Origin of the sequence: Natronolimnobius baerhuensis, from assembly GCF_002177135.1 — an archaeon.
GTDB lineage: Archaea > Halobacteriota > Halobacteria > Halobacteriales > Natrialbaceae > Natronolimnobius > Natronolimnobius baerhuensis.
Window position 1 is genome coordinate 633,303 of the sequence record NZ_MWPH01000003.1, and the last position, 21,807, is coordinate 655,109.

The 21,807-nt window shown below is 59.4% G+C and carries 24 protein-coding genes and 1 pseudogene; 10 read left to right on the plus strand and 15 right to left on the minus strand.

The features are described from left to right. The first annotated feature begins 30 nt into the window (after positions 1 to 30). The gene (locus tag B2G88_RS15665) at positions 31 to 453 is read left to right on the plus strand and encodes a nucleoside 2-deoxyribosyltransferase (RefSeq protein WP_054863934.1); all 423 of its coding nucleotides are present in this window, start codon (positions 31 to 33) and stop codon (positions 451 to 453) included. 11 nt (positions 454 to 464) lie between these two features. Here B2G88_RS15665 and pdxT read toward each other — a convergent pair whose 3' ends face one another. Together pdxT and B2G88_RS15675 are read right to left on the minus strand one after the other, a co-directional pair. Next, the gene (pdxT, locus tag B2G88_RS15670; protein WP_087715281.1) at positions 465 to 1,100 is read right to left on the minus strand and encodes a pyridoxal 5'-phosphate synthase glutaminase subunit PdxT; all 636 of its coding nucleotides are present in this window, start codon (positions 1,098 to 1,100) and stop codon (positions 465 to 467) included. A gap of 64 nt (positions 1,101 to 1,164) precedes the next feature. Next, positions 1,165 to 1,341: a preprotein translocase subunit Sec61beta gene (locus B2G88_RS15675; protein ID WP_054863927.1), complete on the minus strand. Its 177-nt coding sequence runs from the start codon at positions 1,339 to 1,341 to the stop codon at positions 1,165 to 1,167. 172 nt (positions 1,342 to 1,513) lie between these two features. Here B2G88_RS15675 and B2G88_RS15680 point away from each other — a divergent pair, with 172 nt between their 5' ends. Continuing rightward, positions 1,514 to 1,783, plus strand: coding sequence for a thioredoxin family protein (locus B2G88_RS15680; RefSeq protein ID WP_054863926.1), 270 nt, complete (start codon positions 1,514 to 1,516; stop codon positions 1,781 to 1,783). Between the two features lie 129 nt (positions 1,784 to 1,912). On the opposite strand, the gene npdG is transcribed toward B2G88_RS15680, so the two are convergent. The 3 genes from npdG to B2G88_RS15695 all read right to left on the minus strand — a co-directional run bounded on the left by npdG (position 1,913) and on the right by B2G88_RS15695 (position 4,425). Beyond that, entirely contained in the window at positions 1,913 to 2,578 is a 666-nt protein-coding gene (npdG, locus tag B2G88_RS15685; protein ID WP_054863925.1) for an NADPH-dependent F420 reductase, read from the minus strand. Between the two features lie 67 nt (positions 2,579 to 2,645). Then, positions 2,646 to 4,037: a hypothetical protein gene (locus tag B2G88_RS15690; protein WP_176393267.1), complete on the minus strand. Its 1,392-nt coding sequence runs from the start codon at positions 4,035 to 4,037 to the stop codon at positions 2,646 to 2,648. Between the two features lie 130 nt (positions 4,038 to 4,167). Continuing rightward, the gene (locus B2G88_RS15695) at positions 4,168 to 4,425 is read right to left on the minus strand and encodes a hypothetical protein (RefSeq protein ID WP_087715282.1); all 258 of its coding nucleotides are present in this window, start codon (positions 4,423 to 4,425) and stop codon (positions 4,168 to 4,170) included. A 113-nt stretch (positions 4,426 to 4,538) separates the two neighbouring features. On the opposite strand from B2G88_RS15695, the gene B2G88_RS15700 reads away from it, so the two are divergent. Continuing rightward, on the plus strand, positions 4,539 to 5,390 hold the full coding sequence (locus B2G88_RS15700; RefSeq protein ID WP_087715283.1) for a glycerophosphodiester phosphodiesterase: 852 nt from the start codon (positions 4,539 to 4,541) through the stop codon (positions 5,388 to 5,390). A gap of 9 nt (positions 5,391 to 5,399) precedes the next feature. Here the strand turns inward: B2G88_RS15700 and B2G88_RS15705 are convergent, their stop codons facing one another. Together B2G88_RS15705 and B2G88_RS15710 are read right to left on the minus strand one after the other, a co-directional pair. Beyond that, positions 5,400 to 6,038: a hypothetical protein gene (locus B2G88_RS15705; protein WP_087715284.1), complete on the minus strand. Its 639-nt coding sequence runs from the start codon at positions 6,036 to 6,038 to the stop codon at positions 5,400 to 5,402. A 139-nt stretch (positions 6,039 to 6,177) separates the two neighbouring features. Further along, the gene (locus B2G88_RS15710; protein ID WP_087715285.1) at positions 6,178 to 7,779 is read right to left on the minus strand and encodes an FAD-dependent oxidoreductase; all 1,602 of its coding nucleotides are present in this window, start codon (positions 7,777 to 7,779) and stop codon (positions 6,178 to 6,180) included. A 154-nt stretch (positions 7,780 to 7,933) separates the two neighbouring features. Between B2G88_RS15710 and B2G88_RS15715 the strand changes: the two are divergent. Continuing rightward, a pseudogene (locus B2G88_RS15715) lies at positions 7,934 to 8,380 on the plus strand (response regulator); the annotation flags it as partial. Positions 8,381 to 8,642: 262 nt separating this feature from the next. Here the strand turns inward: B2G88_RS15715 and B2G88_RS15720 are convergent. Then, complete coding sequence (locus tag B2G88_RS15720) at positions 8,643 to 9,521, minus strand: TIGR01548 family HAD-type hydrolase (protein WP_054863922.1); 879 nt, start codon at positions 9,519 to 9,521, stop codon at positions 8,643 to 8,645. A gap of 118 nt (positions 9,522 to 9,639) precedes the next feature. Between B2G88_RS15720 and B2G88_RS19705 the strand changes: the two genes are divergently transcribed. Next, positions 9,640 to 9,777 carry a hypothetical protein gene (locus B2G88_RS19705; RefSeq protein ID WP_176393268.1) on the plus strand — a complete coding sequence of 46 codons (138 nt, stop codon included), beginning with the start codon at positions 9,640 to 9,642 and terminating at the stop codon, positions 9,775 to 9,777. Between the two features lie 57 nt (positions 9,778 to 9,834). On the opposite strand, the gene B2G88_RS15725 is transcribed toward B2G88_RS19705, so the two are convergent. The 3 genes from B2G88_RS15725 to B2G88_RS15735 all read right to left on the minus strand — a co-directional run bounded on the left by B2G88_RS15725 (position 9,835) and on the right by B2G88_RS15735 (position 11,932). Continuing rightward, positions 9,835 to 10,728, minus strand: a complete 894-nt coding sequence (locus tag B2G88_RS15725) for a hypothetical protein (protein ID WP_140408883.1) — start codon at positions 10,726 to 10,728, stop codon at positions 9,835 to 9,837. Between the two features lie 100 nt (positions 10,729 to 10,828). Next, positions 10,829 to 11,476 carry a metalloprotease family protein gene (locus tag B2G88_RS15730; protein WP_054863920.1) on the minus strand — a complete coding sequence of 216 codons (648 nt, stop codon included), beginning with the start codon at positions 11,474 to 11,476 and terminating at the stop codon, positions 10,829 to 10,831. Positions 11,477 to 11,518: 42 nt separating this feature from the next. Beyond that, entirely contained in the window at positions 11,519 to 11,932 is a 414-nt protein-coding gene (locus tag B2G88_RS15735) for a UPF0146 family protein (protein ID WP_176393269.1), read from the minus strand. A 39-nt stretch (positions 11,933 to 11,971) separates the two neighbouring features. Between B2G88_RS15735 and B2G88_RS15740 the strand changes: the two genes are divergently transcribed. From B2G88_RS15740 to B2G88_RS15750, 3 genes are all read left to right on the plus strand, one after another. After that, positions 11,972 to 12,493 carry an archaemetzincin family Zn-dependent metalloprotease gene (locus B2G88_RS15740; RefSeq protein ID WP_087715288.1) on the plus strand — a complete coding sequence of 174 codons (522 nt, stop codon included), beginning with the start codon at positions 11,972 to 11,974 and terminating at the stop codon, positions 12,491 to 12,493. 74 nt (positions 12,494 to 12,567) lie between these two features. Next, complete coding sequence (locus tag B2G88_RS15745; RefSeq protein ID WP_087715289.1) at positions 12,568 to 13,227, plus strand: class I SAM-dependent methyltransferase; 660 nt, start codon at positions 12,568 to 12,570, stop codon at positions 13,225 to 13,227. Between the two features lie 69 nt (positions 13,228 to 13,296). After that, entirely contained in the window at positions 13,297 to 14,103 is an 807-nt protein-coding gene (locus tag B2G88_RS15750) for a hypothetical protein (protein WP_087715290.1), read from the plus strand. 53 nt (positions 14,104 to 14,156) lie between these two features. On the opposite strand, the gene B2G88_RS15755 is transcribed toward B2G88_RS15750, so the two are convergent. The 3 genes from B2G88_RS15755 to B2G88_RS15765 all read right to left on the minus strand — a co-directional run bounded on the left by B2G88_RS15755 (position 14,157) and on the right by B2G88_RS15765 (position 19,490). Continuing rightward, the gene (locus B2G88_RS15755; RefSeq protein WP_087715291.1) at positions 14,157 to 15,971 is read right to left on the minus strand and encodes a ribosome biogenesis/translation initiation ATPase RLI; all 1,815 of its coding nucleotides are present in this window, start codon (positions 15,969 to 15,971) and stop codon (positions 14,157 to 14,159) included. 3 nt (positions 15,972 to 15,974) lie between these two features. Beyond that, positions 15,975 to 16,310 carry an EMC6-like membrane protein gene (locus B2G88_RS15760; RefSeq protein ID WP_054864026.1) on the minus strand — a complete coding sequence of 112 codons (336 nt, stop codon included), beginning with the start codon at positions 16,308 to 16,310 and terminating at the stop codon, positions 15,975 to 15,977. An 87-nt stretch (positions 16,311 to 16,397) separates the two neighbouring features. Then, positions 16,398 to 19,490, minus strand: coding sequence for a DUF7289 family protein (locus tag B2G88_RS15765; RefSeq protein ID WP_140408884.1), 3,093 nt, complete (start codon positions 19,488 to 19,490; stop codon positions 16,398 to 16,400). Positions 19,491 to 20,004: 514 nt separating this feature from the next. Here B2G88_RS15765 and B2G88_RS15775 point away from each other — a divergent pair. Continuing rightward, positions 20,005 to 20,298 (plus strand): winged helix-turn-helix transcriptional regulator, encoded by a 294-nt coding sequence (locus tag B2G88_RS15775; protein WP_054864023.1) that lies wholly within the window; start codon positions 20,005 to 20,007, stop codon positions 20,296 to 20,298. A gap of 72 nt (positions 20,299 to 20,370) precedes the next feature. Further along, positions 20,371 to 20,784: a hypothetical protein gene (locus tag B2G88_RS15780; RefSeq protein WP_087715294.1), complete on the plus strand. Its 414-nt coding sequence runs from the start codon at positions 20,371 to 20,373 to the stop codon at positions 20,782 to 20,784. Between the two features lie 80 nt (positions 20,785 to 20,864). Here the strand turns inward: B2G88_RS15780 and B2G88_RS15785 are convergent, their stop codons facing one another. Further along, the gene (locus B2G88_RS15785) at positions 20,865 to 21,779 is read right to left on the minus strand and encodes an NAD+ synthase (protein WP_054864022.1); all 915 of its coding nucleotides are present in this window, start codon (positions 21,777 to 21,779) and stop codon (positions 20,865 to 20,867) included. Positions 21,780 to 21,807: the final 28 nt, after the last annotated feature.

Here is a 21,807-nt window from a genome sequence, read left to right on the forward strand (position 1 = left end):
GATATTCCGACCGCGCTGATCGACTCGAGTATGGATATTTTCTTCAGCGGTTCGATCCGCGGCGGTCGCGACGATGTCGACCTGTACGCAGCCCTCATCGACTGTCTCGAGACTCATGGCACCGTCCTCACTGAACACGTTGGAACTGAAAATGTCGAAGCAGTCGAACAGGAACAGGGACTCACCGACGGCGATATTCACGACCAGGACGTGACCTGGCTCGAGCAGGCTGACGTCGTCGTCGCCGAGGTGACGACGCCGAGTCTCGGCGTCGGCTACGAACTCGGTCGTGCGGTTGCCTGGGAGAAGCCCGTTCACTGCCTGTATCGCCCGGACTCGACGCACGACCTCTCGGCGATGATCCGGGGCAACGACGCCGTGACGATCACCGAATACGACGACCTCGAGGAGGCCGAAGCTGCGCTCGAGGACTTTCTCGAGCGCAACCGCTGAGCTAGTTTAGGTTAGACGCTCTCTGCTCGGTCTGCATCACCGATGACCGCGTCGTCGTTCGCAAAAAAGGCAAGTTCGTGAATCCGGTCGTCGGGCGTCAGTTCCGGGTGGAACGCGGTGGCGACGACTGGCCCCTGTTTGACCGCAACCGGGCGGTCGTCCCACGTCGCGAGGACCTCGGCGTCGCTGTCGTCGACGGCGTCGATTGCTGGTGCACGGATGAATACTGCAGGGTAGGGGTCGTCCTCGGCGAGGCCATCCACGATTAGCGGCGCTTCGAAACTGTCCTTCTGCCGGCCGAAGGCGTTGCGCTCAACGGTCACGTCCAGTAACTCGAGTTCTTCAACGCGGTCATCGGCCGCATCACTCGAGGCGACGATCAGGCCGGCACAAGTCGCAAGCAGCGGCTTGTCTGCCTCGACGTGGGCGACGATTTCGGGGGCAATGCCGTCGCTATGAATCAGCCTCGAGATCGTGGTCGACTCGCCACCGGGCATCGCGAGCAGGTCGCAGTCGGGGACGATGCCGGCCTCGCGGATTTCGTGGACGGTGATCTCGTAGCCGTGTGCGCGGGCCGCCCGCTCGATGGCGGCGGCATGTTCGGAGACATCGCCCTGGACGGCGATGACGCCAGCGGTCAGTGACATACTCCGGCGTATGAACAGCGGCGGGAAAAGTGTCGCGTCACGTCCGTCGAGTCTTGTTCCGAGCCTACGCGATTGGGGCAACGGCAACCCACGTCAGCAACTGGACGAGAATGCCCAGCAGGACGCCGCTCGCGATGATCGTTTTCGGGTTGAGCAAGATCGCATTCGAGTCTTCCGCGTCGAAGTACCGGACCAGTCCGGCACTGGACATCAAGCCGCCAGAGTTCTGTCCTCTATCCATACTCGTGTGTATGGGTCCCCGAAACTAAATCTTTCGTCCTTGCATCTACCTCCACTCGAGTCCGCAATATCCCTCCAGCGGAGGGGATAACACGCTCTCGCCCGAGGTCGCGGCAAACGATTACGACTGGGAAACCCTTATGCGCGACGGGTAGCAACGTAGCGATGACTGCATGACTGTTACGCTTAAGGATTTCTACGCGGACTGGTGTGGCCCCTGCAAGACGCAGGATCCCATCCTCGAGGACCTCGAGGACGATTGGGATGGCCGCTTCGAAGTCGAGAAAGTAAACGTCGACGAACAGCAGGATCTGGCAAACGAATATCAGGTCCGTTCGCTGCCAACGCTGATTATCGAAAACGACGACGGCATCGTCGAGCGATTCGTCGGTGTCACTCAGCGCGAAGACTTAGAAGACGCCCTCGAGACGGCTGGCGCGTAAGTTTTCTGCCGACGACCCGTCTTCGGTTTTTGCGTCCTGTCGGGAGTCACAACGATATATACTACCTCTACGCGCCCCGGCGGTAAACGACCACGGGTCGGGTGACCCGTGGAACTCTCGCTGTTTTCTTTAGACCCACTTCACGCCGGCCTCATCCAGTTCGCTGTTGTATTTCGTGATGTTGATCACGAGCGGGGTGAGGCTCTCGACTTCGCGCGCGTTCGCGAGTGGACCAGCCGCGAGTCCGCGGAGGCCCTCGACTTCGTTTGTGAGCGAAATAACCATCTGGACGGCGTCTGTGTCGCCGACGACGGGAGTGTCGAAGTCAATCTCGGTCTCGAGGTCGGCGAGGGTGTTCGCAGGAAGGTTATGGTAGGTGCCGACGACGGGGGTGCCCGCAGGTGCGCGATTCGCGACGAGTTCGGTCGTGCTGCCGGCGGGCGGAGAGTGATAGTGCATGCCGTTTTCATCGCGTTTCATGCCGACAGCGGGCGAGACGAGAATCGTATCGCCATCGAGTTTGTCTGCAATCGCGTCAACCGTGTCACCGACGTAGTACGGCGGGACTGCGAGGACGACGATGTCGGCTCTGTCCGCGACCATTTCGTTGGTAAAGCCCTTGATCGAGCCGGACGCGCCGTGGGTCTCGAGGGTGTCTTCGTACGCTGTCACGGCCTCGCGGGCGCGTTCCGGGTCGCGCGAGCCGATGAGGATTTCGTGATCGGTGTCGCGAGCGAACCGAAGCGCCAGCCCTTCCCCAAAGTCTCCGGTCCCGCCGAGCAGTGCAAGTCGCATACTGGCCACTCTGAGCGAAATCAGGATAAAAGCACAGGATCCGGACGCGGACAGCCGACTCGAACGGTTACCGTGAAAACACTTGCACGGTCGTCTGGACGGTGTCGTCGGCCCCGACCACCCGAACCGGAAACTCCTCGTCTTGCCGTGTCGGATACGTCTCGAAGCCAAGCGTCGCCGCGCCGGTCTCGCCCGGTTCGACGATGATCTCCTGTGTGTCAAGCACCTCGGGGTCGTGGCCCACGACTAGCTCGAGGACGTCCTCACCTATCTCAGAGCCGGTATTTTCGATGTCGACGATCACCTCGAGATACTCGCCCGCGTCGACGGGCGAGTCTGCGTGTCGGATCGAGAGGTCGAGCGTTGGGCCGGGTTGCTCGTCGCCGTTGTCGTCGTCATCCTCGACCATCTCGAGTTGCCACTCGCCGTCCAGTTCGGCGACGGTGCCGTCCGCACAGATCACCCATGGGACGACATGGCAGGTGTGACAGGTCGAATCCGTCGTGAGCTGTGCCGTGTCCCTCGTGCCGCTGAGGTCGCTCGTTCCCACGATCACGTCGGCCTGCGTGAGCCACCAGACAACGCGCTCGAGGCTGGTCGCTGGATCGCTCGCCTCGAGTTCGAAGGTAATCTCATCGCCGCGTGCGGGAACGGTGCCGAGGGCGGGCTGGAGTGCTTCGACTGTCGGTGCGTGCCAGCCGCCGTTGGTCACCTCGACCTCCCAGTGGAGCGTGTAGGTTTCTTCGCGGTCGTGCGGGAGTATGGCTACGGCGACGTCGTGCGTGCCGGGCGTCTCGAACGATTCCTGGGCAAAGTGTGCGCCGGTTTCCTGTAGATACTCCCACTGCCAGGGACCACCCAGTGCACCGACCTGCTCGCCGTCGACCCACCAGACCGTCTGCTGGGATTCGTCCGGATCGACGGGGACGGCCTCGAACATGACGGTTGTGTCCGGCTGGACGCTGACCGTCTCCGACGGATCGGGGCTCCCATCCGACAGAAACGATGCACCGACGACGGAGACCATCTCGTTGGCCGCGTCGCCCTCGACTGCGACCCGGATCGGAAACTCGTCGTCAGTCGGCACCGGATAGGTGTAAAAGCCGAGCGTCATCGTGTGTGTCTCGCCCGCCTCGACCGTCGTCGTGATGCGACTGAGTTGGGTCCGATCCTCGCCAACGAGCAGGTCGACGTCGGTCCGGACGTTCGATGCGCTCGTATTCTCGATCTCAGCGGTCACATCGAGATACTCGCCCGCGCCGACCGGCGCATTTGTCTCGCGAATCGATACCTCGAGTGCGTCAGTGGCTGCATCCTCGAGCGCGGTGACGTCGTCACCGGCCGCTGCTGTGGCAGTAGATGTTCCACGGTCTCGAGTCCGCGTCCAGGCCGCTGTTCCGAGGACGACGGTGCCAGTTGAGACTCCGTGGAGCACCCGTCGTCGCGTTGGTCGCGTCATACTCTTGTAGAGTCGTCAAGACACGCAAAAGTCCGCGTACCGTTTCGCGAGGAAACACGTTGTTTCGGCCTGTAGGCTCTCATTTCAGCCGTTGCACGTGCTGGGATCGGCGTCGATTTCACCAGTCGTCTCAGGGCGCGTCGTCATCCGTCGGATTCATCGCCGACCCAAGCCCGCCATCGTAGGCATCACGCTCACTGACCGCTCGCAGGCGCTGTTGCACTCGCTCCTCGAGTTCCGTCCGGCGTTTCGCATCGACGCTCGAGTCGCCCTCCAGCGACTCGAGTCGATCCTGTGTCTCACGGATGAGGGTCATCGCGTCCTCGGTCTCGAGTTCCGTTGCCCGATTGAGCTGGCGTTCGATCTCCTCGAGCGGTGACTCGGTCATAGCAACGGTCTTGCTCCCAACCGTTGTGAATGAATGGCAAGAATGTGCCGACGTGCCCTCGAACACGACTCTGTGAGAGTGAGTTATACTATTCATCACGTTGAGAAGCCTGTATGAGCGGTCCTTCACTCATCGCCCATCGCGGCTATGCCGGCATCGCCCCCGAAAACACCGTTGGCGCGGCCGTTCGTGCGGCCGGTCACGACGCGACGACGATGATCGAAATCGACGTCCAGCCCGCCGCTTGCGGAACACCGGTTGTCATCCACGACACCGCACTCGATGGGAGACGTGATGGCCGCCCGTTGACCGACGCGACGGGTCCCGTCTGGGACGCCTCGCTCGAGGCGCTCGCAGAAACCAGCGTCCTCGGCACTGACGAATCCGTCCCGACGCTTCGGACACTGCTCGAGGCGATTCCGGACACCGTCGGCGTTAACGTCGAACTGAAGAATCCGGGCTGTGCGCCAACCGAACTGCGTGTCGGTGAGGCTCTCGACGCTGCCACACGCGAGGAGCGCCAGGCTGTCTGGCAGCCGTTCGTCGAGCGCGTCGTCGATGACTGTGTCGAGGCTGTGTTCGGTGGTGAGGTGCTCTTCTCGACGTTCTGTGAAGGCGCACTCGCAGCGGTTCGTGACGTCACGCCCCACTATGGGGTCGCCCCGCTCGTCTGGGATGACCTCGAGGCCGGACTGGAACTTGCTCGTCGCTACGACTGCGAGGCGATCCATCCACCCAGAAACGTCATCGCCGAGACAGCGCTTTCGAGCACCGCCTATGCGGGTTTCACCGCCAGCGAACCCGCTGTCGACGTCCTCGAGACTGCCCATGCGGAGGGGCGAGCCGTCAACGTCTGGACCGTCGAGACCTGGCAGCAGGCTGCCCAACTCGAGGCTGCCGGTGTCGATGGGCTCATCGCGGAGTATCCGGGGGTTCTCGAATGGGCTGCCGACGCTTCGGAGTGACAATACTCCTCACGGCGCCTCGCCGAAGCCAACGTGTAGCGCGAGCAACTGGATACTTACCGCAGCGACTGCACCGACTGTTGGCTCGAGAATCCACGCGCCAAGCAGTGTCTCGAGAATGCTACTGAGCGAGAGCAACGACTCGAGCGTGACGACAGCGAGGACGGCACACAACACGACGAGAAACGCCCAGCCGAACTGTGCCGTCTCGAGTGACAGTCGCTCGAGACCACCGTCGAACGCGAGCCAGCCGGCACAGAGCACACACGCAGCGAGATAGAGATTGATGAGGAAACCGGGACCGTCGACGAGAGTCCAGAGTGCATAGCCAGCGGGCAAGAACAAGATGGGGAGATAGCAGACGCCGAGCCAGGCAAAGTCCCGGCCGGCGTGTGCGTTCGCACGCAGGTATCGAGAGCCGCCGTGCTCGAGCCAAATCGTTCCTGTTGTAGCGACTGCGAGGACGCCGATCCAGAGCCCCGCTTCGGGAACCCAGCTATCGGCTGTCGACCACTCGAGAAGGCGACTGCCGGCGATCACGAGGTGGCCGGTGAGCCAGGTGAACGCGACGAACGTCCCAACGGCTGCGCCGATTTCAGCGAGTATCGAGCCAGCAGTCGTCCGGAGCGTCCGAATCGTTCTGGTCACCAGCGATCTTTTTCGAGTTCTCACAGCGAGTTTAAATAAATATCTCTGCTACATGTGTTTGTGATTGTCTATCCTACTGAACACTAGTACCGACTAGCGGTTCGAATCCGACACTACTATTCTACAGCCGGGGCCGACGCTATCGCTCCGACTGGGTGTCTCGAGTCGGTAACGGGTCGGTTGCCGGCCCCTCGAGTACCTCGCCGTCGAGGTCGAATCGGGAGCCGTGACAGGGACAGTCCCAGCTGCCTTCGGCGTCGTTCCACTCGACGACACAGTACATGTGGGTACAGACGGCCGAGGTCGTATGCAGGTCGCCGTCGGCATCGCGAGCGCAGGCGACCGGTTTCCCACCCTCGCGGATGACGGTTCCCTCGCCGGGCTCGAGGGCGGCGTGGTCGGGGCCGAACAGCGTCTGGAGCCAGTCAGTTGCGAACGTACTCGCGGTGTCTGCGTTCTCGGTGAGCGTCGTTCCAAGCGAGGGCTTCGGGGTGAATCGAAGCGGGTCGAACAGGCTCCGTGTCGATGGCTGGTCGCCAGCGATCAGGCCCGCGAGCAGCCGGCCCGCTGCGACGCCGTTCGTCATTCCCCAGCCGCGAAAGCCGGTTGCGACGGAGACGTTCTCGGTTCGCGGGCCGGCACGACCGACGAGTGGCACCTGATCTGCGGGAACGTAATCCTGCGTTGACCAGTGGTACTCGACCGACCGAACCGGAAAATGCTCGCGCGTCCAGCGCAGCAGTCGCTGATAGCGATCAATTGTCGACCCACCCTGTCCAGTCTTGTGGTTTTCGCCGCCGACGAGCAGCAGTTCGCCGTCCTCGTCGCGGTGGGTCCGCACCGAGCGATAGGGATCGCCCGGCCGGTAATACATCCCCTCAGGTGGGCGTCCGTCGAGTCGCACGCCGAGTACGTAGGATCGTTTCGGATGCATCCGAGCGAAGTAGCCCGCTCGGTCGAATATCGGAAAGCCAGTCGCGAGAACAACCTGCCGTGCCCGAACCCGCTGTCCGTTCGCCCGAATCTGACACGGCGATCCCGGTTCGAGGTCTGTCACTTCGGTCCCCTCCGCAATCGTCGCGTCGTCGTCTTCGGCCAGCGCGTCGGCGATCCCGAGGAGGTACTTTCTGGGGTGGAACCACGCCTGTTCGTCGAACCGGACGCCGGCCTGCGAGCGCTCGAACGGCGGCACGGACGTGACGTACGTCGCATCAAGCCCTGCTGCTCGAGCAGCCTCAGCCTCGCGCTCCATGGTATCGGGCTCGTTACTGTAGAGATACGACGGTACCCGTTCGAACCCACACTCGATACCGAGGTCCGCGATTCGCTGTTCGACGGTGTCGATGGCGTCTTCCTGTGTCTGGGCGTACTGGCGTGCCTGTCTCGAGCCGAACTCTCGCGTGAGGTGATCGTAGATCTGTCCGTGTTGGCTCGTCAGTTTTGCTGTCGACTTGCCGGTGACACCCGTCCCAACCCGGTCGCGCTCGAGGACGAGCACGGTCTGGCCTTGCTCTCGGAGTTCGAATGCGGTCGACAGCCCGGCAATGCCAGCCCCAATCACTGCGACATCGACTGGGTCATCGTCAGCGCCGAATGCCTGCTCGAGGGGTATCTCCTCGCTCGAGGGTCGTTCATCACTCGAGGGGGCGGACGAGTCAACAGGTGGCTCCTCGAGTGTCTCTGCAAGCCAGGGCGAGGTCGGTTCGCCGGGGAGTGTGTTGGTGCGGGGCACGTTGGGCATGAGTCGACTCTCGTGAGAATACAGCAACAGGTACCAAAAAACGGGTGCCCGCCGTGGCTCTCGACTCGAGCACGTCGGCTGGCTCGAGTGCGGCGTCTTCCCACGACCCGACCCTCACCGCGATGCTCTTGCTGACTGGCCGACTAGTCTCGATATGCCCCAAAAACGCCCCTCGCTCGAGGAGCCAGTGACCGTTCTACTGGTAGAGCCAAACCCTGGTGACGCCAGGCGCTTTGCCGAATCGTTCACAGACGCGAGTATTGCGTGTGACGTTGTCTCGGTCTCGAGCGGCGAGGATGCACTCGATTACATTCACCAGCGACATGAGTACGCCGACAGTCCACCCCCGGATCTCGTGTTGCTCGACTTCCATCTGCCAGATGTCAGCGGCGAAGACGTCCTCTCGGAGATCAAATCTGAACCGACGCTGCGACAGATTCCGGTAATCGTCCTCACGAGTTCGGACGCCGAAGTAGATATTGCGCGGTCGTACGATCTGCACGCCAACGCAACCATTCAGAAACCCGACAAACCCGACGAGTTCGTCGACCTCGTCCGCTCGTTCGAGAACTTCTGGCTCACTGCTGTCCGACTGCCCACAACCACCGATTCACGGTCGGATATTCATCCATCCTCGACCATCGACCAACCAGGGGCAGATCCGTCCGCAGAGTCCGACACGGAGCGCCACACTCGGCAACAGGGTCCTGAGCGTGGCGGAACTGACTGACAGGTGCCAGTATGTGACAGCGTCGGCGTCTATAGTGACAACACCAACTATTTACACACTGATCGCCGAGCCATCTGTCGATCAGGTGTACATTGACTTGCAGTGGCTACTATAGATCAGTATCCGACCACGATTAGGCGTCCTCGAGCAGGTCGGGCACCTCGTTGACCGACTCGAGGACGGCTGCGGCATCCTCGGCTTCGTATTTTCGTCGTCCCTCCTCGCCAGTCAGCCCGCCAGTTAGCACGCCAACGCCGTGATACTCTCGCTCCGAATCAGCATCGGCGGCGTTAGTCGCGGTTCGGACGTCGTCTAACGTATCGCCAACGAAGACAACACGCTCGGCATCGAAGCGCTCGGCGAGCGTCGTCAGCGCCCGCGGATGTGGTTTGCCTTCCTCCCAGTCGTCCATCGTGAACCGGTGCTCGAGCGAAATCGCGTCTTCGAGGCCGACGCGCTCGAGCGCGATCTCGGCTTCAGCCTCCGGGCGGCCAGTGAGGACGCCGACGTCGTACTCGGCGAGCAGTCGGTCGCGAGTTTCAGCCTCGAGGATGATCGGCTCGTCGTGGATGAACCCGCGGGTCTCGCGGTCGGGTTCGCCACCCTCGAGGCCGCGATACAACTCCGCACCGAGATACAGTTGCTGGAAGACGTCACGCAACTGCTCGCGATCCCAGCGCTCTGTGACGCGTTGGGTTGCCCGCGCACCGATTCGATCCCGGACTGCGGATTCAGCCGCCTCGAGGCCGCCACCCTCCTCCGCGATGGCGTCCGTGAATGCCTCGAGCGATTCGTCGTACCCTTCCTCGGTCGCGAGGACGTACAACGCAGCGGCGTCGGTCAATTCCCAGTCGTTGTTGAACCCGCCTGCGTCTTTGAATAGCTGGATGTCGTCTTTGCGAATCGTCCGGTCATAGACCGATTCGACGGACTCGAGGATTGCGCGCCGGTAGGAGTCGGCCACGTCGACGAGCACTCCGTCGATGTCGAGGACGACGGCGTCTGCGTTCATACCCGTTCGAACGGGCGGGTGGGAATAAAGGCGGTCGATTTCGACTGTGGGTTCTGACTCTCGAGTTGTCCTGTCATTGCTCCAAAATAGTTTTCACGTGATGGGTTGTGCGTGGAATATGGCTCTCGAAGTCCTCTTCAGTCTCACGACGCTTGCAGTGATCAGCGCGCTCGTCGCAGTCGGCGCGGCCTCGTACGTCGGAACGCGACTCGCATTTCGGCGATCCGATGCAGAGGACCTGTATCCGTCTCAGTGACGGGCAGAACTGGTCGCTGCTGTCACACCCGCGATAACACCTACCGCTATCGGCTTCTCAAGCGAACACATCGCCAGCCGACGTCGGACAGCCGTCGGGAACCTGATTCTGTGGGTTGGTGCCATTTCCGCTCTCGAACGCAATCGTACTCCCTGACTGTTCCGTCCACCCACCGTTGAACCCGTCGTCCCACTCGGTGTCGGTGATTGTCATGTGGCTTGGCTCGCCGTTCGCTCCGGCCCGGAACGAGTAGTGGTGGCCGTTCATGTCGAACTCGGAGTCAACGACCTCGACCGTTCCCGGATTCCACGCCCAGACGCCCCGGCCCTGTCGATACGGTCTCGAGTCAGTCACACTCGCGACGCAGTTGTCGATGGTCCCTGCTGCGAGTCGATACTGGGCAACCCAGCAGTTCGCCGCGTAGCAGTCCCTGAACGCGACCGTCCCGCCACCCGCGCGGCCGGGTGGTGAGCAGTAAAATGCGTTGTCCGAGAGACTTTGGACGTTGACGCGCTCGATCTCGAGATGGCCGTCGTGACTCGGCGGGGTCCAGAAGCCCGTTGCGCCTTTTTGCTGGTAGTCGTCTCCGTCGCCGAGCCACACGTTCTCGATGCGAGAGGTCCCACCGTCCGTATCACCCACGCTGAACACGCTGTTGTCGCCCATCTCGACCGTGCCATGGATCGCAACGTTCCGGATTGTCCAGTCCGTCTCGACTGCGACGATTGAGACGCCCGCGCCGGCCGCCGTCACATCGTACGTGACGTTCTCGAGTGTCTCGCCATCATCGACGAAGACGACCTCACGGGTATCTTCGGCGACTGTGACGGTCTCGAAATCGCTCTTTGCAGTCGCTGTTGCCGTTGCCGACCCGACGACTGCGCCGCCGATCACTCCGAGACACGACCGTCTCGTGATGGCTCCCAGCTGCTGGTTGGTCTGGTTCGTCATTGTTCCAGCCTACTCATTCATGTATTCATTATAGAATACGATGCATAGACTCAGTGGCTGAAAATATGGGAGTGTCGCTGTGCTATCGGTCGGTGGCTCGTCACGGAATAATCCCGCCGACGAGCGAAAACGCGAGCACGAGCAATGCGAGGGCATAGAGCACGTCCGCCCACAGCCACGAAAGCACGTTCACGACGTAGATCACGACGACAACGGGCAATCCGAGCAAAACGAGCGGGGATCGTTTCCACTCGAGGCGCGAGCGCGTCCAGAGCTGGTTCGCGTCGCCGGTGCTGGGAAATGCAGCCATCCCGACGGAGAGCCCGAGCCACGCGAGACCGAATCCGGCGAGGAGTGTCTCCCGTGGGGCCGATAGCACGCGCTCGAGGCTCACCGGCTCCTCGAGTGTGCCGACCACGACGGCGAGGCCGAGAAACGTGACGAGCGCAACGGCGGTGTTGACCAGAAACGGCGCGACGCAGATGACGAACGTCTCGCGATAGCGCGCCGGCTGTTCGTGGCGGACGTAGCCCGCTGGGTCGCCGAATCGGAAGTAGACGACCTCGAGTACCCGCACGCCGACGAGTTGACAAGCGCTTTCGTGGGCGAATTCGTGGACGACGACGCCGGGAATCGAGAACAGTCGAACTGCGATCCAGAGCATCGTTCCGATGCCGATGACGGCGAACGTGAGGACGACTACAAGGAGGACAATTACGAGAGACAGCGGGAGTGACTCGAGGGGCACGGAAACGTCTCGTCGGTCGACAACGAACGGATGGCTGTTAACTCATGTGCTCTGTTCGTCGCCGTCGTGGGCCACGTACAGCGTCCCCTCTTGAACCGTCTTCCGCTCGACCGGAACCGTGGGCTGATCGCCGCCGAGCGTGGTAAAATAGAACGCAGTGTCGACCTCGCGGGCAACCTCGAGTGCCGGCCGGTGTAACTCCGGGGGCAAGTTGCGCGCGTAGATGGCGTCTGCGTCGGCGTAGACCGCGAGGTCCGGATCGACGATATCGTCTTCGACGAACTCTACACCGGCGGGAACCTCGCGCTGGGTAATATCGGTTGCGACGACCGACACGCCCGCGTTCTCGAGTGTTACCGCGAGATCCGTGCGGCGACCGATTCCAATTTCGACGACATGTTCGAACCGAGTAAGGTAATTTATTATTGACTCAAGATTGCGGCGAGAGTGGGACACGGCGGGACGTTTATGATGGCCGCGCTCATAGCAGTTGCCATGCTCGTCGACATCGTGCCGATCGGAAACGTCCCCGCGGAGGTCAAACGGGCAGCCTCCGGTGCGTTGCGATCGGTCTATGACTGCGAGGTCACGGTCAACGACTCGCAGTCGGTTCCAAACGGCGCGTACGACTCCGGGCGGAACCAGTACTCCGCCGAGCCGTTCATCCAACTCGCCGAACGCGTCGGTCGCGGTGAGAAAAACATCGCGATCACGCCACACGATCTGTTCTATCGCCGGCGTAACTACGTCTTCGGACTCGCCTACCTCGACGGCAGCGGCAGCGTCGTCTCGACGTACCGCCTCCAGACCTCAAGTGACGGCGGCTTCTCGAATCAAAGCGCCAACGAAATCTTCGAAGATCGCGTCCGCAAGGAAATCGTCCACGAAATCGGCCACACCTACGGGCTCGAACACTGCGACAACAACCGGTGCGTGATGAACTTCTCGCCGACCGTCCGCGAAGTCGACATTAAAGAGGAAAACCTCTGTGGTAGCTGTCAGCGCCTGATTAGCTAACCCCGAGACCCATTTGTTCGTCCGAAACGCCGACGAACACAACTCCTTTCTTTTCGGCTTGTGTCTGTTGACCAATGCCGACTCCCACCCCCTTTGAAACACAGACGGCAGCGTACGACGACTGGTTCGACGCGAACGACGGCGTCTACCGCACCGAACTAGCCGCCCTCGAGCGCGCACTCGAGGACGTCGCTGTCGATACCGACACGCAGGCTCTCGAGGTTGGCGTCGGCACTGGCCGGTTTGGGGCCCCACTCGATATCCCTGTAGGCGTCGATCCAGCCCACTCGCCGCTCGAGCGCGCCGCTGAACGTGGCGTCTCCACTGTCCGCGGCGTCGCCGAGTCGCTGCCGGTCGCCGACGACGCGCTCGATCTCGTCCTGTTCGTCACCGTCCTCTCGTTCGTCGACGACCTCGAGGTAACACTGCAGGAAGCCCGCCGTGTGCTTGCGCCCGATGGCACGCTCGTTGTTGCCGTCCTCAACCGAGCGAGCCCCGGCGGACAGGTGTATCAGGAACACAAAGACGAGGACCCCTTTTACGCCGAGGCTGCATTTCTGAGCGCCGACGAGGCGTGTACTACACTCGAGGATGCGGGATTCACTGTCGAGCAGCGCCGCCAGGCGGTGTTCGGCGATCCGACCGAGATCGACGCTGACGCTGAACCGGACGTTCGCGAGGGCCACGGCGAGGGCCTGTTCGCGGTGATTCGAGCCGACCCAACTGATGCGTAACGCGTCGGACCGACCAGCGGGAACAACCACTTATCCGGAGGCATCCTACAGGGTCGTACCAAAGCGACCGTGACCGATTCCACCGACCGAGACGACGAGATCGAAATCGAAATCGAGCAAGACCGGCCGACACCCAGTGACGACTCGAGCGATTCCGGCGCTCACTTTGACTCTGGCGCTCACACTCCTGGTGAGACCAGCACCGAGGCGTCCACAGATAGTCCCAGTTCGCGTTCACACACGGGTCGGCAGCCCCTCGAGACGCCCGAACGTCGCCTCGAGGACGAACTCGGCCGGGTCGACGTCTCGACGACCCACGACGGGTTCGTCGAAGGCCACGTCGTTGGCTTCGACTCACTCGATGAGACGACAGTTCGACTCGAGGTGGCGCTTCCCCACGGTGGGATCGTCGAATTCACGCTCGAGAAGCCGATTCCGTGGTCTGAGGAGTTCTTGCTGGCTCGCATCGTCGACGACGTCGGCTACGATGCGACTTCGATTAGCCACCTCGTCGATGAAACGGTGTACGTCACTCGCGCTGATCTCGAGGACGACCCTGAAGTCGACTGGTGGACACAGCCGGTGCTGGCTGCACAGTCATCGCTCGGAGACTGGTTCACGGTTGACGACCCTGGACCCCAGTGGCGACTCGTCGATCCGCGAGAGCGCCAGACAAGAGACGAGACCAGGCGATTCACGGCACATACGCCAGAACTCGCGACGCTTTTGATCGTCCTCGCGCCGCTGGTCACCGCGCTCGGCGTGGCGTACGCACTCACTGGGGGACTTGTTCTCTCCGCGCCCGTCATTGGCGCGACACTCGCTGGAATCGTGCTTGCACTCCTCGGTGCGAGCGGATTCGTCATCGACGAGTAAGACGTGAAAAATCGGTCCGACGCTCCGTCGCTCCGATGTTCGAGAGACGACGATTACGGCGCGTAGTAGTACTCGCCGTCGCTTTTTTGCTGTTTGTCCAACTGCGAGTCGGGCTTGTTGATCCGCGGGCGCGAGGTCCGCTCGTCGCGACGGAACGTGACCTCGAGATTTGCGAGGAAGTCGTTCATGCCACCACGCATCGACTGTGGCGTGCCAGCGCGACCATGGGCCGCGGGTTCGCCGTCGAAGACCATCATCCGGTCCGCAAGCAGATCCATCATGTAGATGTCGTGGTCGATGACGAGCACGGTCGCATCCTGCTGTTCGGCGTATCGGCGAATCGCGCTCGTGGCCTGAACACGCTGTTCAACGTCCAGATGTGCCGACGGTTCGTCGAGCAAGTAGAGGTCCGCGGAGTCGGAGAGACACGCAGCAATCGCAACTCGCTGGCGCTCACCGCCGGAGAGATCCGAGAGATTCTGCTCCATGATCCGCTCGAGTTGGAGCGGCTGGGCGATTTCGGTGTTCCAGTAGGACGAGCCGAACTGGTCCGTAATCGACGAGAGGAACGCATCGACGCGCATGTGCTGGTCGATGGTCACATACTGCGGCTTGTAAGAAATGTTCAGGTCGAGGTCTGCGTCACCCTCGTCGGCCTCGAGGTTTCCGGTCAACAGTTTCGCGAACGTCGACTTCCCGATCCCGTTCGGGCCGACGATGCCGAGGACTTCGTTCTCCCGAATTTTGCCTGACTCGACCTCGAGTGTGAACTCGCCGTCGCCGTAGCTCTTGGTGAGGTCGGGGTATTCGATGAGCGTGTCCCCGTGGCCACCGCTTCGGGGTGCGTGTTCCTCGAACTCGATTGGGTTCGGCCGGATTCGCATGTTCTCGTTGTCGAGATAGCCCGAGAGGTACTCGTTGATCCCGTTTCGGACGGATTTCGGCGAGGTGATGACACCGTACGCGCCGGGTTCACCGTATGCGACGTGAAGCGTATCGGCGAGCAAGTCCAGAATCGCAAGGTCGTGTTCGACGACCAGCATCGACCGATCTTCCTCTTCGGCGAGTTCCTGAATCAGTCGCGCCGCGGTGACACGCTGGCCGATGTCGAGATACGGCGTGACTTCGTCGAGGAAGTAAAAGTCCGTATCGCGCGCTAAGGTCGCTGCGATGGCGACACGCTGGAGTTCACCGCCCGAAAGATCGTCGATTGAGTGGTCCATCACTGGCCCAATCTCGAGGCGCTCGACTAACTCATCGAGCGCACCACGTTCGTCAGTCTGCTCGAGCAGTTGGCGTGTGTTGCCGTCGAAACTGTTCGGAATCTGGTCGACGTACTGTGGTTTGCGCGCAACCGTCACGTCGCCGTCGCGAACGTCCTCGATGTAATCCTGTAGTTCGGTCCCGCGATAGGCCTCGAGGACGTCATCCCAGTCGATGTCTTCGTCGTGGCGGCCGAGATTCGGCTCGAGTTCGCCGGCCAGGATGCGCACGGCCGTCGTTTTCCCGATCCCGTTCGGGCCAAGAATCCCCGTGACCTGACCTTCCTGTGGTGCCGGCAGCCCGTACAGCGAAAAGGCGTTTTCGCCGTATCGGTGGACTGGATCATCCTGTAGTTCGTTGGGAAGATTGATGATCTCGATGGCATCGAAGGGGCACTTTTCGACGCAGATTCCACAGGTTTCACCGAGACAGATCTCCTCAGAGATATGAACCTGTTCGGGTTGGCCTTCGTCGGTTTCCTCGCCGCGCAGCGTGATACACTCCTTACCGGTGCGGTTTGGCGGACAGTAGTTCTTGCACTCGTAACTACACCGATCTGGCTGGCACCGATCAAGGTCGACGACGGCAATACTATCGTCCGCCATGGTTTAGGCTGCGGCCCCCGCCGTCAGCATGATGCCCCACACCACGAACCAGAACGCAAACGTCATGAACGTGACGTAGAGGTAGTGTTTCATCCCGAACTCGTCGTCACCGTAGATGCTCGTCACATCGTAGAAAATAATCTGTGCGAGGATCGCACCCACGACGAGCAACAACGCCCGCGTATCACCCGCGGCAGCGTCCGCCGCCTCGAGTGAGTTCACGTCGCCCGTGATCGCCATCGAGGCAAATGCCGCGGCGACGCCGAGCAACGCAGACAGCGCGGTGACGCTGATCGAGCGGATATGCTCACGTCGGTCACTAATCGATTCAGTCGACATGTATCGACTTCTGTTGTCGGTGGTGAAAAGGGGTTCGGGTTCGGTTGTGATTTAGAGTTCGCTGTGAACTCGTATTGTGCTGCAAAGTTAGTTTTCAATCACAATATAGTCGTTTTCGAATTCGAAGCCAATGTCGATAGCACCGCTGTTGTGTTCGTTCGTCCCTCCTTCACCGGCTTCAGGTGTGGGACTCGAGCCTTCGACTGGGTCTCCGTTCTCGAGTCCGAATTCGATTTCGTCCGGCATGCTGGCGTCGCCGCCTTCTCCAATACCAACTGTTGATTCCTCGCCGTTACTGTGGGGGATAATATCGATACTCGGTGTGCCGGGATTAACATCCGCTCGGTTCACTCGGACGTATACGATCAGATCGTTGAAATTGGGGTCTCCAGCACCGCTCGTTTGCTGTGCACTCTCCCACAGTGCATCAATGTTCTCGTCATCTTCGCTGCAACCTGCATCCGACATTCCACATTGGGTTGTCGTCTCAAAGAGGAAAATAAACTCGTTATCCTCGAGGTTGAGTTCACCGTTCTCCCACAGACTGTCTCGATTAATCGCCGGATCAGAGATATCTGCAAGGATTTCGTCGACACTCTCCTGTTCGCTGTTACCTGGTTGGAGTGATGGAACATCGTTGTTTTCAGCACTTCGAACGCGGAGATTCTGTTCCTGTTCATCAGTTGTCGCATCAACTGGATCAACCAGATAGTCTGTTGAGCTATCGTCAAACTGAGTACACCACCTGTGGTCTCCCCGCCCGCGACTTGCCGTTTCTAGTTCACAGCCAGCAGTACTTTGTGGTAGTCCATATGAACGTGAGGCAAGCGTCAGCGTCGACTCTTCTTCGATCTCAATCGTCGTGTTATATACATAATGGTCTTTGTTCTGCCATGCAGGATACGTATTGATATTGTTCCCACCTTCCGGATTTTCGAACACGTGTTCTGTCTGGGTTTGACCATTTTGCTCAGTGAGCACATCGAGTGTCATTGTTCCAAGGGAATGGTCTCTATCCAAGAAATCCGTTCCAGACACCTGCGAACCCAGTACAGAGATATCAACGGTCGCATTATCGATCTCACCCAACCCAACCCGACCGGGGTCTACACCAGCACTGACTGTAAACTCTGTCTCCACTTCGTCGTATTGCGTGCTGATCGTCGCAGTGTAGTTTCCATCAAGGAGTTTACTCTGATTAATTGGTAGTTCGATACTACTATTTGTTCCGAGCGGCTGTTCGACAGGTCCTGCATTGATCGGATCTTCGTACGGATCTTCGTCAAGTTCCTCCGGTAATCCATCTTCTTCAGTGTACTCGAGATCGACGTAGACGGGACTCTCGATTGCATTATCGACGCCAACGTTGTGGAGGTCTGCAGTAATTGTGACATCATCATCGACCGTCGTGTCCGCATTCGAGAGCCTGAGGTCAGTGCCAGACGAACCGAAATAGAACGTTCCGTTCTCTGAAAGACCATCGCCTTCGGCTTGCATATCGTACTCGTAGACTGTACCAAGCTCAAACTCGTATTCATCAGGGTCGACTTCGAATGTGATCATCTCATGTTCGCCTTCGTTGAGCGTTATCGACTCGTTGTATTCCTCAACACCGGCATCGGGAATCGTCAGCGTCACATCTCGAGTTACATTATCGTGGGGGTACGCACTCTGGATACCACCACGGACTTCGAACAGTTCTCCGTTGTCTTTGACGATTTGGTCGCTGCCAGCACCTTCGTCTTCGACGACGACGAACATTCCGTCGCCGTCGCTGGCGATCCCAGTGACTGTACCGCTCGCAACAGACTCGTCTCCGAGCGAAACGGTGAACTCGTTCGATCCAGCAGGCAAGGACGTTTTGTTGACGGTCCAGTCGGCCGTCGTTTCGCTCCCGTAGTCAACATCTATTGACTGTGTTGAATTCGCATCGAGGTCACCGAACTCCAGTTCGAGATCAGCAGACGTATCCTTGATACCCGTATTTTTGACCGCCAGTTCGATTGTTGCGTTTCCGTCGACAATATCAGGAGTAATCTCACCGCTTGAAGGATTGATCACATCCAGATTCGAACCCTCGTGGCCGAAGTAGAACGTCCCCGCGTCGCTGTCGTCGTCATCGGTCTCAATAGTGTACTCGTACGTTTCCCCTGGTGTTAGTTCAGAGAGGTCGTCTGGTGCGAAGTTGAGGACGTCACCCGTGTAAGTGGGGTCGTCTGGATAGAGTGAGATTTCCGTCTTTGTTTTTGTCTCTCCCTCGATTATCAGTTTGACCTCCTGCGTTGCGTGTTCATCACCCTCGTTTCTGATCGTGCTGTTGACGCCGATTTCGTCAGTCTGATTTTCATGAATGACGTGGTCAATAGAGCCACCATCGTCGTCAACGAAGCCGTTTTCGTCCTCAATCACGAACAGAGAGGGATCTCCTGGGTCTCTAGCTCCGGTAATATCGACAGTAACAGTATCTCCATTACTGTCGACAGTCGCGTTCTCGTGACCTCCAATTTCATCTTCCAAATAGGTTTCCCACCCCTCGTAGTACTCACTCTCAATTTCGATTGAGACATTTTCACCGTCAGACTCATCAGCAGCCTCACTAATTCGGTCGTTCAGATCTGTTGCCGCTGTATGATTTGCCCGCGCAACTGGGTTAGACAATTCAGTTGTATCTTCGTCAATCTGAAGAACCGTTAGAGAAAGACGCTCACCATCGTATTCAATTGGTGGCTCAGAATTGACCAGTACGGTATCACCAGTATCCTCCCATATGCCGCCTCCCTGATGCGCAACGGTTCGGTCTGCAAATTCAAACTCGAGTGCACCAAGCGGGCCATTTGCCGAACGGTTTTCATCACCACCATGCCATGTAACGTTGATTTCGCCAGCATTGCTGTCTACTACAAACCGATCTGTCGACATATCGCTAATCGGTAGTTCTTGTGCATGGCCCGTTGAGGCAACCGTTAGGAGATTGTGGTTGGTTTCGTCAATGAATAACTGACTTTGTTCGTCTTCGGCACCAGACTCAATTGCATCCAGAACTGCTGACCCTGTTACGAATAGAAGCGTACTTGCAATAAGTACCATCCCAACAAGGAGTACAACCCCTACGACAGGGCTAACGCTGCGTTCTGTGCCGGTTCTCGTATGCTCTCTTGGCCGATTAGTGCCCGATGTCATCGATGATCCCTACTGCTGTTGTCTGACCCGTTCTGCCCGTGCTCGAGCACGCCATGTCTCCCCGACTGGCAGCCCCGAACGCCGAGTACTCGAGTGGTTGTGAGTTCCCCGCCACACTGTGAATGCCCGCCCCCGCGACATGGGTGGCTGATTCACAACGTTACCATAAAAATCTACTCGAAAGCTACTGTTATAATAGTTATTCAGTATTTCCAACTTAACTTGCGGGAAGACGTACTGTCTCACCGCACCTCTATCAGCGCGCACGACTATTGACTGGCCACAATGTTCATGTACGACGACCACCACCACGTCGTGTTCCCAATATTGTGACGTACTGTGCACAAGAACTCCCACTGTACCAACACCTATCCTGACCAGCCGGTCAATTGCTGTATTGTTGTATTACAGGCACTATAGGTGTATTTTACGTACGTTCGTCTCCGTAACTTGTCGGCTTTTTCTCGGGTAGAAGGCTCAACTTTTATACTGCTGGGAGTTTTCGAATCGTAATATGGCAGAGACTGACGGGGAGGACATCGAAGACTTGCCACCAAGCGCCAAACTCGTCTTCAAGGTTCTCGAATATGATGGTCCATTGACGCAAAAACAGATCGTCGAGGAATCGATGCTCTCGGCTCGAACGGTTCGCTACGCCCTCGAGCGCTTAGAGGACATCGGAATCGTCGATGAGGATATCTACTTTGCAGACGCTCGACAGAGTCTCTATCGGCTCGAGGAACCGCTTGCAGCCGATGGAAATGGTGTCGAGGAGTCACCAAAGAAAGACGCCTGCTGCGCGGAGTAACGCTCGTTCCGCCCCGTACGTACAAACAGCAGAACAGCAGGATTATTTTCGTTCAATGACTGTCTCTCCAGTATGGACAAACAACGGCTCCCACGATGGGGCTGGTTGCTGCTTGGGTTGTTTGCGATGTCGGTTCTCTCGACGGCGATTAATATGGCCCTTCTCGATCCGCGAGGGTTAGAAGAGGCGTATCAGATCGTCACCGTCATCACGATGATGGCACCAGTGTTGATCTACGTCGGCGTCTGGTACGATGAGCACCGCCAACACTACTGGGAGCATCCAACTGAACGGATTATCGGTGACCTGACGTTCGTCCTCTTCGGGGCACTAATCGGGTCGACGATGACGCTCGCAGTGATCCTCGGTCTTGGACTCCCCCGCGTGATACAGGACATCATCGCGATGGGTGGCGGCTTCATGCTCTCGTGGGGCCTGTTCTGGTGGCGAAATCCGGATCTCTACTTCGAGGAAGCCACGAGCTGAACAGCACACTCAGCAGTGAATATCGTCTCTCAGCTGAACACTGTTTTCGACTCTCGAGTGAGTATTCGTGTTCCTCGGAGTCAGCTCCCGCCGTCGAAGCCAGCGCTCGAGTCGGGTCGATCTACAACACCCGGCGTCGGTGGCTGGGTGCGTTTGTGTGCTGTTTCCGCCGAACGCCACGCGAGCGAGCGGGCTATCTCAAGGTCAATCGAAAGCTCCGTCGCTGCCTCGTGAATGGAGGTGTCTGTTTCGAAGAGACGCTCGAGGAGTGGATCGATCACGTCGTAGGGGGCACCAAGCTCACTGGCGTCGGTCTGGCCGGCCCAGAACCCTGCCGTTGGCTCCTTGCTGACGATGCGGCGCGGAATGCCGATCCGGCCTGCAAGCGCTCGAACCTCGGTCTTGTAGAGGTCTCCGAGTGGATAGGTGTCTGCTGCACCGTCACCATACTTGGTGAAATAGCCAAGCAGGAGTTCCGACCGGTTCGCTGTCCCGAGCACGAGACGCGAGTGGCGGTTTGCCGCGTAGTATGCACACACCATCCGCAGACGTGCCGTTACGTTCCCGAGCGCATCGTTTCGCTCAGCAGGGCGCGCGGTTGCCGTCTCTTCACCTGTCTCGAGTGCGGGGTCGACCGCCGTTTTGAACGCCTCGAGCAGCGGTCGGAGTTGAATCTCCTGAAACTCCATTCCGAGTCCGTCTGCGATTGTCCGCGCGTCACTCACGTCTGCGTGATCGGCCTTGTGACAGGGGAGTCCAAGTCCGAGGACCTGGTCACCGCCCAGTGCGTCGACCGCCAGGGCTGCCGTGACCGTCGAATCAATGCCACCGCTCATTGCGACGACGACACCATCAGCGCCCGCGTCGGCGACACGCGTCTGAATGTCGTCGATAATCCGCTTGCGGACATCCTCGAGCGCCGCGTCGTTGGTAATGAACGATCCCTTCTGTGCACCGACTTCCGGATAGACGAACGTATTGCTTTCTGCAGCCATTGTAGTGGATCTCTCTTTGTTCTCTATC

What these genes read in the sequence shown, in the direction of transcription:
- B2G88_RS15775 (WP_054864023.1), top strand. Translation starts at nt 20,005, where the DNA reads ATGGCAGAGACTGACGGGGAGGACATCGAAGACTTGCCACCAAGCGCC.
- B2G88_RS15680 (WP_054863926.1), top strand. Translation starts at nt 1,514, where the DNA reads ATGACTGTTACGCTTAAGGATTTCTACGCGGACTGGTGTGGCCCCTGC.
- B2G88_RS15780 (WP_087715294.1), top strand. Translation starts at nt 20,371, where the DNA reads ATGGACAAACAACGGCTCCCACGATGGGGCTGGTTGCTGCTTGGGTTG.
- B2G88_RS15700 (WP_087715283.1), top strand. Translation starts at nt 4,539, where the DNA reads ATGAGCGGTCCTTCACTCATCGCCCATCGCGGCTATGCCGGCATCGCC.
- B2G88_RS15765 (WP_140408884.1), bottom strand. Translation starts at nt 19,490, where the DNA reads ATGACATCGGGCACTAATCGGCCAAGAGAGCATACGAGAACCGGCACA.
- B2G88_RS15760 (WP_054864026.1), bottom strand. Translation starts at nt 16,310, where the DNA reads ATGTCGACTGAATCGATTAGTGACCGACGTGAGCATATCCGCTCGATC.
- B2G88_RS15665 (WP_054863934.1), top strand. Translation starts at nt 31, where the DNA reads ATGGATATTTTCTTCAGCGGTTCGATCCGCGGCGGTCGCGACGATGTC.
- B2G88_RS15695 (WP_087715282.1), bottom strand. Translation starts at nt 4,425, where the DNA reads ATGACCGAGTCACCGCTCGAGGAGATCGAACGCCAGCTCAATCGGGCA.
- B2G88_RS15785 (WP_054864022.1), bottom strand. Translation starts at nt 21,779, where the DNA reads ATGGCTGCAGAAAGCAATACGTTCGTCTATCCGGAAGTCGGTGCACAG.
- B2G88_RS15725 (WP_140408883.1), bottom strand. Translation starts at nt 10,728, where the DNA reads ATGACGAACCAGACCAACCAGCAGCTGGGAGCCATCACGAGACGGTCG.
- B2G88_RS19705 (WP_176393268.1), top strand. Translation starts at nt 9,640, where the DNA reads ATGGCTCTCGAAGTCCTCTTCAGTCTCACGACGCTTGCAGTGATCAGC.
- B2G88_RS15720 (WP_054863922.1), bottom strand. Translation starts at nt 9,521, where the DNA reads ATGAACGCAGACGCCGTCGTCCTCGACATCGACGGAGTGCTCGTCGAC.
- B2G88_RS15740 (WP_087715288.1), top strand. Translation starts at nt 11,972, where the DNA reads ATGCTCGTCGACATCGTGCCGATCGGAAACGTCCCCGCGGAGGTCAAA.
- npdG (WP_054863925.1), bottom strand. Translation starts at nt 2,578, where the DNA reads ATGCGACTTGCACTGCTCGGCGGGACCGGAGACTTTGGGGAAGGGCTG.
- B2G88_RS15675 (WP_054863927.1), bottom strand. Translation starts at nt 1,341, where the DNA reads ATGGATAGAGGACAGAACTCTGGCGGCTTGATGTCCAGTGCCGGACTG.
- B2G88_RS15755 (WP_087715291.1), bottom strand. Translation starts at nt 15,971, where the DNA reads ATGGCGGACGATAGTATTGCCGTCGTCGACCTTGATCGGTGCCAGCCA.
- B2G88_RS15690 (WP_176393267.1), bottom strand. Translation starts at nt 4,037, where the DNA reads ATGACGCGACCAACGCGACGACGGGTGCTCCACGGAGTCTCAACTGGC.
- B2G88_RS15745 (WP_087715289.1), top strand. Translation starts at nt 12,568, where the DNA reads ATGCCGACTCCCACCCCCTTTGAAACACAGACGGCAGCGTACGACGAC.
- pdxT (WP_087715281.1), bottom strand. Translation starts at nt 1,100, where the DNA reads ATGTCACTGACCGCTGGCGTCATCGCCGTCCAGGGCGATGTCTCCGAA.
- B2G88_RS15710 (WP_087715285.1), bottom strand. Translation starts at nt 7,779, where the DNA reads ATGCCCAACGTGCCCCGCACCAACACACTCCCCGGCGAACCGACCTCG.